This is a genomic window from Halogeometricum sp. CBA1124, from assembly GCF_009741955.1.
GTDB lineage: Archaea > Halobacteriota > Halobacteria > Halobacteriales > Haloferacaceae > Halogeometricum > Halogeometricum rufum.
The window spans coordinates 1-6,865 of record NZ_WPCD01000193.1 but is presented as its reverse complement, the minus strand read 5'-3'; the positions used below and the strand labels follow the sequence as shown (position 1 = coordinate 6,865).

Sequence of the window (6,865 nt, the reverse complement as noted above, 5' to 3'; positions counted from 1 at the left end):
GACGGACGCCGACGCGGGCGACGCCCTCGTCCGGGTGACGCTGTGGGGGAAGTGGACCCACACCGCCGACTTGGCGGAACCCGGCATGGACCTCCTCGTCACCGAGGTCGAGGAGTCGGAGTACCGCGGCGAGACGACGTACTCGACGGCCAAGGAGTCGTACGCCGTCCTCGAACCCGACTTCCTCGTCGACGTGACCGACGTTCGCTCGTGGGTGCAGTGCCCCCGGATGTACTACCTGAACAAACTGTCGGGCATCCCGCTGAACTACCCCGTGGTGAAGGGGACTATCGTCCACGAGGTGTTCGGCGACCTGTTGCGCGGCCGTGAGTTAGAGGAGTCCATCGCGGAACGCGTCGCCGAGGCGGGCCTGCAACTCGGCTTGCTGGGCCGCGACGCCACCGAAGTCGAGGACGAGGTGCGCAGGAACGCCGCCGCCATCGAGGGGTGGTTGGCGCAGGGCACCCTGACCGAAGAGGACGGCTGGCGCTCGGAGTACACGCTCATCTCGCCGACGTTCGGCATCAAGGGCCGCGCGGACGCCCTCCGACGAGGGATGCCCGTCGAACTGAAGACGGGCAAGAATCTCAAGCGCGACCCCCGGTTCCAGGACAAGATTCAGGCCGCCGCCTACGCCCTCGTCCTCGACGAACGCGGCGTCCCCGCCGACACGGGGACGCTCCTCTACACGAAGAACACGGCGCTGGAGCGAAACGAGGAGACGGGCGACCTCTCGCCGGCCAAGGAGTTCTCCATCGGGAAGGGCCTCTTGGAGTTCGTCGTCCGCAAACGCAACGAGATAGCCGCGATGGAGTTCGACGTGTCGGTGCCGACGGGGTTCGAGGCGGACGCCAAGTGCGAGTACTGCTTCGAGCAGGACACCTGCATGGTCGTCTCCGGCCGCCTCGACCAGGAGTCGAAGGCCGGCCAGATAGGGACCCCGCTCCCCGACGACGAACGCGAGTACTTCGACCGGCTCTACCGCGCCATCGAGGAGGAACGGCGGGAGACGCACGCGGAGTACCGCAAACTCTGGGAGCAGTCCGCGGCGGAACGCGCGGCCGACGACCGGGCCCTGATAGACCTCGAACCCGTCGACCGCCGCGAAATCGAGGGGCAGCGCTGGGAACTGCGCGCGCGGAAGCCCGACGGCGCGGTGTCGAAACTTCGCGAGGGCGACGTCTGCCTCGCCAGCGACGGCGACCCGGTGGGCGGGCACGCCGAACTCTGTCGCATCCGCGAACTCGGCGACGACGTCGTCGTCACGGCGGACGAACCCGTCGAACTCCGTCGACTCGACGTCTACCCCTCCGAGATTTCGGTGTCGCGGATGCTGACCGCCGTCCACGACGCACTGCTGAAGGGCGGGGAGGACAGAAAGGACGTGCTGTTCGGCCGTCGCGCGCCCGCTTTCGCCGACCGGAGCGCCGAGACGTACATCGACAACAACGAGGCGCAGAACGAGGCGGTGCGACTCGCGGTGGACGCCGACGACTTCGCCCTCGTCCACGGCCCGCCGGGGACGGGCAAGACGTACACCATCGCCCGCATCGTCCGGGCCCTCGTCGCCGACGGCGAACGCGTCCTCCTGTCGGCGTTCACCAACCGCGCGGTGGACACGCCCTCGAAGCGCTCCGGGACCAGGGCTTCGAGGAGGCGATTCGCGTCGGCACGGAGAACGGCATCCGCGAGGACATGCTGGACCTGCACCTGAAGACGACGGGCGATCCGAACGGCCGCGCCGCGGAGTTGACGAACGCGCCCGTCGTCGCCGCCACCACCTCCTCCTGCGGGTCGCGCGTGATGCGCGAGCAGTCGTTCGACGTGGCCCTCGTGGACGAGGCGTCGCAGTTGACCGAACCCGGGACGCTCGCCGCCGTCAACCGCGCGGACCGCTTCGTCCTCGTCGGCGACCACGAGCAGTTGCCGCCCGTGGTCAGAGCCGAGAACGACCTCCAGCGGTCGCTGTTCGAACGGCTCATCGACGCCGCGCCCGAGGCGTCCGTGATGCTGGACCGCCAGTACCGGATGAGCCAGCGGATTCAGGCGTTCTCGTCGGCGGAGTTCTACGACGGCGCGCTCCGACCCGCCACCGGCGATGTCGCGGCACAGCGACTCTCGGACCTCGGCGTGGACGAGTCGGCCCTCCCCGCGGCCCTCCGGGACCCGGTGGCCTTCGTGGACCCCGGCGGGTCGCGCGTGGGCAACACCAACCCCGTCGAGGCCGACCGCGTGGCCGAACTCGTCGAGGCGTTCGTCGCGGCGGGCGTCGACCCCGACGACGTCGGCGTCATCGCGCCGTTCCGCGCGCAGGTGGCCGAGATAAGCAAGCGAACGGACGTGACCGTGGACACGGTGGACCGGTTCCAGGGCTCCTCGAAGGAAGTCGTCATCGTCTCGTTCGTCGCCACCGGGACGCTCGACGGCCCCCTGTTCGAGGACTACCGCCGCATCAACGTCGCGCTGACGCGGGCGAAGAAGTCGCTGGTCCTCGTCGGCGACGCCGACGCCCTCGCCTCGGACCCGTTCTACGCCCGGATGCTCGACTGGGCACGTCGCTGACAGTCGGTCGACTCCCCCGAGACGACCGCGAGTGGGCGAGAACGCTTTTGCTCGCGGCGTGCTAGTAGTTCACTATGTCGAACGACGAACAGTCGCCGGTGTCCCAGGGTTCACAGGTGTCTCAACAGTCGCAGGCGTCGCAGCGCTCGCAGATGTCTCGGCCGAAGGCGGACGCGAGCGACGCGCAACTGCTCGGCGTGCGGCAGGCGGTCCTCGGCGCCGCCGCGGGGCTGGCGGGGATGGCCTCGATGGCGCCGTTCCTCGCCCTCGCGTGGGTGCTCGGCGCGTTCGAACTGTCGGCCGTCGCCGGCCTCTCGGACATCGTCGCCCTCGGACCGAGCTTCCTCTACGGGACCATAATCTTCGTCGGCGGCGGGATGACGACGCTCCCCCTGCTGTTCGTCTCGTTGGCCCTCTTCCTCCCCGGAGACGCGGTGATCGTCAAGGTGCCGTCTTCGGTGCCATCGTCTGGACGGGGTTCGCCGTCGCCTTCTGGACGGGGCAGGCCGGCGCTTCGCTGGCGCTGTTCCTCGTCCTCACGCTGGTGGCCCACGTCGCCTACGGCGCCGTCCTCGGCACCGTCTACGCCCGCTACGCGCGCATCCCGGTGTACGACGTGTGAGGTGACGGGCGCGGGAGACGCCCCCGAGTTAACTTCCCGACGGGCGTAGCCCGCGGCGTGCCACTCTTGCAGTTCGACACGACGGCGGACGCCACCGAGGCGGAGAAGCGCGCGGTCACCGAGCGAGTGACGGACCTGTACGCCGAGGAGATGGCGACCACGACGGGCCACGTCGCGGTGGTGATACGCGAACACCCCGCGGCGAACCTCTCGCTCGGCCGCGCCGTCGAGGGACCGCTCTGCTTCCTCTCGGCGGACGTGCGCGAGGGACGGCCCTTCGAGCGCAGGCGGGCGTTCGCGCTGGCCGCGATGGAACTGGCGGCGGAGACGTGGTCGATTCCCGAGCCGAACCTGAAGGTGTCGTTCACGGAGCACGCGGGCGAGGACCTGATGGGGGTCGATCGGGTGGGTGGGGAGTGGTCGGGGGACGGGGAGTAGGAGAGAAGAGGAGCGCAGTGAAGGCGAGTCGCCTACCAGAGGACGGCAGGCCAGACGAACTGGAACATCAGCCAGATGAGGCCCGTCAGGACGACGGTCATCACGAGGTTGAGGACGACGCCGGCGCGCATCATGTGGTTCTGCTCGATGTACCCCGACCCGAACACGATGGCGTTCGGCGGCGTCGCCACGGGGAGCGCGAAGGCGAAACTGGCGGCGACGGCGCCGGAGACGGAGAGGAAGACGGCGGCGGAGACTTCGGCGAGGCCCAGCGTCGCGGCGAAGACGCCGCCGATGCCGATGAGGATGGGGATGATGATGGTCGCCGTGGCGGTGTTGGAGGTCATCTCCGTGAGGAAGATGACCAGCAAGACGACGGCGGCGACGACGAGGACGATGGGCGCGCCCGTCAGCGAACTGAACACCGTGTTGGCTATCCAGTCCGTCGCGCCCGTCGCGGCGAGGGCGTCCGCGAGGGCGATGCCGCCGCCGAACAGGAGGATGGTCCCCCAGTCGATGTCGACGAGTTCGTCCCACTCCATCGTGTCCGCGAGGACGAGTGCGGGGATGGCGGCGAGGCCGACCATCACGTAGTAGAGGATGCCCTGATGGCCCTCGACGCCCAGTACCGTCGCGCCGTCGCCGCCGAAGATAGTCGTGGCCCACGCGGCGGGGAGGGACGGCCCCAGGAGGTCGCCGAGGCCGCCGAGCACCCACAGCCCGGCCGTCGCGGTGAAGATGTAGGCGACGCGCTTGCCCCGCGTGCCGAGTTCGCCCTCCTCTTCGAGGTAGCGTCCGGCCTCCTCGCGAGCGCCCGTCACGTCGTCTATCTGCGGCGGGTAGATGCGGTAGGTGAGGAGGTACCAGACGATGGGGAGCGTGACGGCGACGATGGGGATACCGATGAGGAGCCAGCGGGCGAATCCGATTTCGTAGCCGAGAATCTTGTTCAACTGCGCCGCGAGGATGGCGTTCGGCGGCGTGCCGATGAGCGTGCCGACGCCGCCGACGCTGGCGGCGTAGGCGGTGCCGAGCAGCATGGAGATCTGGAGGTTCGTGAACGAGTCGCCGGAGGCGGCGTCGCCGAGTCCGGCCTCGGCCGTCCCGCCGTCGGCGGCGACGCCCGAGTCCACGTCGCCGCTGGGGTTGTCCGCGGCGGCGGCCACGTCCTCGCGGCCGAGCACCTGCGTCAGGACGCCGAGGGCGATGGGCGTCATCATCGCCGTCGTCGCCGTGTTCGACACCCACATCGAGAGGAACGCCGTCGCGAGCATCACGGCGGCGACGAGACGGCGCGGCGACGACCCCATCTTCGACATCATCCACAGCGCGATTCTGCGGTCGATGTCGTACTTCTGCAGCGCGTTCGCCAGCATGAACCCGGCGATGAACAGGAAGATGAGGTGGTCGGCGAAGCCGACGAGCGCCGTGTCGAGGTCAGGGTAGACCCCCAACGCCGTGAGGACGAACGGTATCGACAGCGCCGTCACCGCCAGCGGGAGCGTCCCGGTGACCCACAGGAAGCCGGCGAAGAACATCGTCGCCATCGCGTACTGCCCCTTCACCGTCAGTCCCTCCGGCGAGGGGGCGACTGCGATGAGTGCGGTACCGATTACTGCCGCGGCGAACAGCACGAGACGCCGCTGAGTGCGCGAGTTACCGAGCTGTATCATTGATACACGCTGCTAGAGCGAAACTGCACGATTAATACTTTCGGAGCGAACAGAGATACGTTATCGTATCACACTTTTCGAGCGGTCAAAAGTGGGTCGCGAGCGCTTCGACCTGTTCGGCGGTGAGTTCGGCGGCGTACAACTCGAACAACTCCTGCCGCCGAGAGCGAGAGAGCGCGCGCGTTCCCGACTCCAGCATCGAGACGTGCGCCTGCAGGATGTCGTCTACCTCGCGTTCGACTGTCCGCTGTTCGTAGCCGGCGGCGACGCGGAGGAGTCGCCATCCCAACGGCGAGATGTCGGCGGCGTCGACGGACGACGGTGCGGCCATCGACCGACTGTCACGAGTGTGGGCACAAAAATCCATACGCATACCGACGCGTCCGACCCGGACAGCCCACCGTCGGAGCGTTCTTCACGGACGCCGACCTATCCCCACCGATTCATGACCTCGCTTCGCGACCGGTTCGAACAGTCAGACTCGTTCCGGCGGGGCGTCCTCGGCGCCATCTCGGGCGCACTCGCCGGCGTGATGCTCACGCTCCTCGGGGGCACTTCCGCCGGCGACTTCCTCGTCGCCATCTTCGTCGGCATCGTCACGTTCGTCGCCCTCTGGCTGTTGACGGGGTGAGTCGAACCGACCCGACCTGACTCAACTCGAACGGCCCGACCCAATTCGACCCGCCCCACGCGACGCGACGGGTACCGCGCGAGTCCGCGGCGACGGACGGGGCGCGCCGTCAGTCGTCCACGGGCACCGTCTCCTCGTCGCCGATTTCGTCCATCACGCGGGCGTGGAACTCCTGCAGGACGCGGCTCTCGTCCTCGGCGAGGACCACGTCGCTGGCCATCAGCGTCGCCAGCCCGAACGCCCGCGGCGTCGGCGTCTCCACGTCGTGCGTCACCACGTCCACGTCGCCCGACTCGACGGCGCGAAGCACGTCCGTGATGGCCGCGACGTTCAGTTTGTCCTCCAGAATCTCGCGGTACGTCTCGGCCATCACGGCGAAGGAGTCGAGGTCCTGCGCGAACGACAGGAGCATCTCCGAGGAGACTTGCTGCTGGGCCGCGGACTTCTCGTACCCCTTGTAGCGCTTCAGAATCATCAGCGAACGCGTCGCGTTGATGCGGAAGTACCGCTTCAGCAGGTCGGTCCCGTCGAGGGCGGCGCGCAGGTCCGCGCCCACCGCCGCGGGGTCGACGTCGCGCAGGACGGCTTCGAGGTCCACCTTCCGGTTCAGCGGCATCGAGATGGAGAAGCCGTTGTCGGCGACGGCCACCTGCACGTTCGCGTTCGACCGTTGCGCGCAGTGGTGCGCGAGGAGGCGCGAGAGGCCGTCGTTGAACTGCCGCCCGTAGTTCGAGTGGACGTAGAAGCGGCGCTGGTACTCCTCTCTGTCCAGTTGCTCCTCTATCACGAGGCGGGAATCCGTGGCGACGCTCTCGGGACCGGCGTAGCGCACCTGCTCGTCGAACATCCGCGTGACGGCGCGGACGCTGTTCTCGTCTAAGGGGAACTCGCGGAGCCACGTCCGCACGCCCGGCGGGCCGCCGTCGGCCAGTCTGTCGA

4 protein-coding genes and 3 pseudogenes are annotated in these 6,865 nt (G+C 68.6%); 4 read left to right on the top strand and 3 right to left on the bottom strand.

The annotated features are described in order from the left end of the window. From GJ632_RS17655 to GJ632_RS17645, 3 genes and pseudogenes are all read left to right on the top strand, one after another. Positions 1-2,562, top strand: a pseudogene (locus GJ632_RS17655) (AAA domain-containing protein); the annotation flags it as partial. Between the two features lie 74 nt (positions 2,563-2,636). After that, a pseudogene (locus tag GJ632_RS17650) lies at positions 2,637-3,184 on the top strand (DUF6789 family protein). A 57-nt stretch (positions 3,185-3,241) separates the two neighbouring features. Then, the gene (locus GJ632_RS17645; RefSeq protein ID WP_343161246.1) at positions 3,242-3,622 is read left to right on the top strand and encodes a tautomerase family protein; all 381 of its coding nucleotides are present in this window, start codon (positions 3,242-3,244) and stop codon (positions 3,620-3,622) included. Positions 3,623-3,654: 32 nt separating this feature from the next. Here the strand turns inward: GJ632_RS17645 and GJ632_RS17640 are convergent, their stop codons facing one another. Next, a complete protein-coding gene (locus GJ632_RS17640; RefSeq protein ID WP_191453636.1) occupies positions 3,655-5,295 on the bottom strand; it encodes an SLC13 family permease in 1,641 nt (546 codons plus the stop codon). Between the two features lie 85 nt (positions 5,296-5,380). Then, a complete protein-coding gene (locus GJ632_RS17635; protein WP_191453635.1) occupies positions 5,381-5,626 on the bottom strand; it encodes a hypothetical protein in 246 nt (81 codons plus the stop codon). A 114-nt stretch (positions 5,627-5,740) separates the two neighbouring features. Here GJ632_RS17635 and GJ632_RS17630 point away from each other — a divergent pair, with 114 nt between their 5' ends. Next, entirely contained in the window at positions 5,741-5,926 is a 186-nt protein-coding gene (locus GJ632_RS17630; protein ID WP_191453634.1) for a hypothetical protein, read from the top strand. A gap of 109 nt (positions 5,927-6,035) precedes the next feature. On the opposite strand, the pseudogene GJ632_RS17625 reads toward GJ632_RS17630, so the two are convergent. Next, positions 6,036-6,865: pseudogene (locus GJ632_RS17625) on the bottom strand (helicase); the annotation flags it as partial.

What these genes read in the sequence shown, in the direction of transcription:
- GJ632_RS17640 (WP_191453636.1), bottom strand. Translation starts at nt 5,295, where the DNA reads ATGATACAGCTCGGTAACTCGCGCACTCAGCGGCGTCTCGTGCTGTTC.
- GJ632_RS17630 (WP_191453634.1), top strand. Translation starts at nt 5,741, where the DNA reads ATGACCTCGCTTCGCGACCGGTTCGAACAGTCAGACTCGTTCCGGCGG.
- GJ632_RS17635 (WP_191453635.1), bottom strand. Translation starts at nt 5,626, where the DNA reads ATGGCCGCACCGTCGTCCGTCGACGCCGCCGACATCTCGCCGTTGGGA.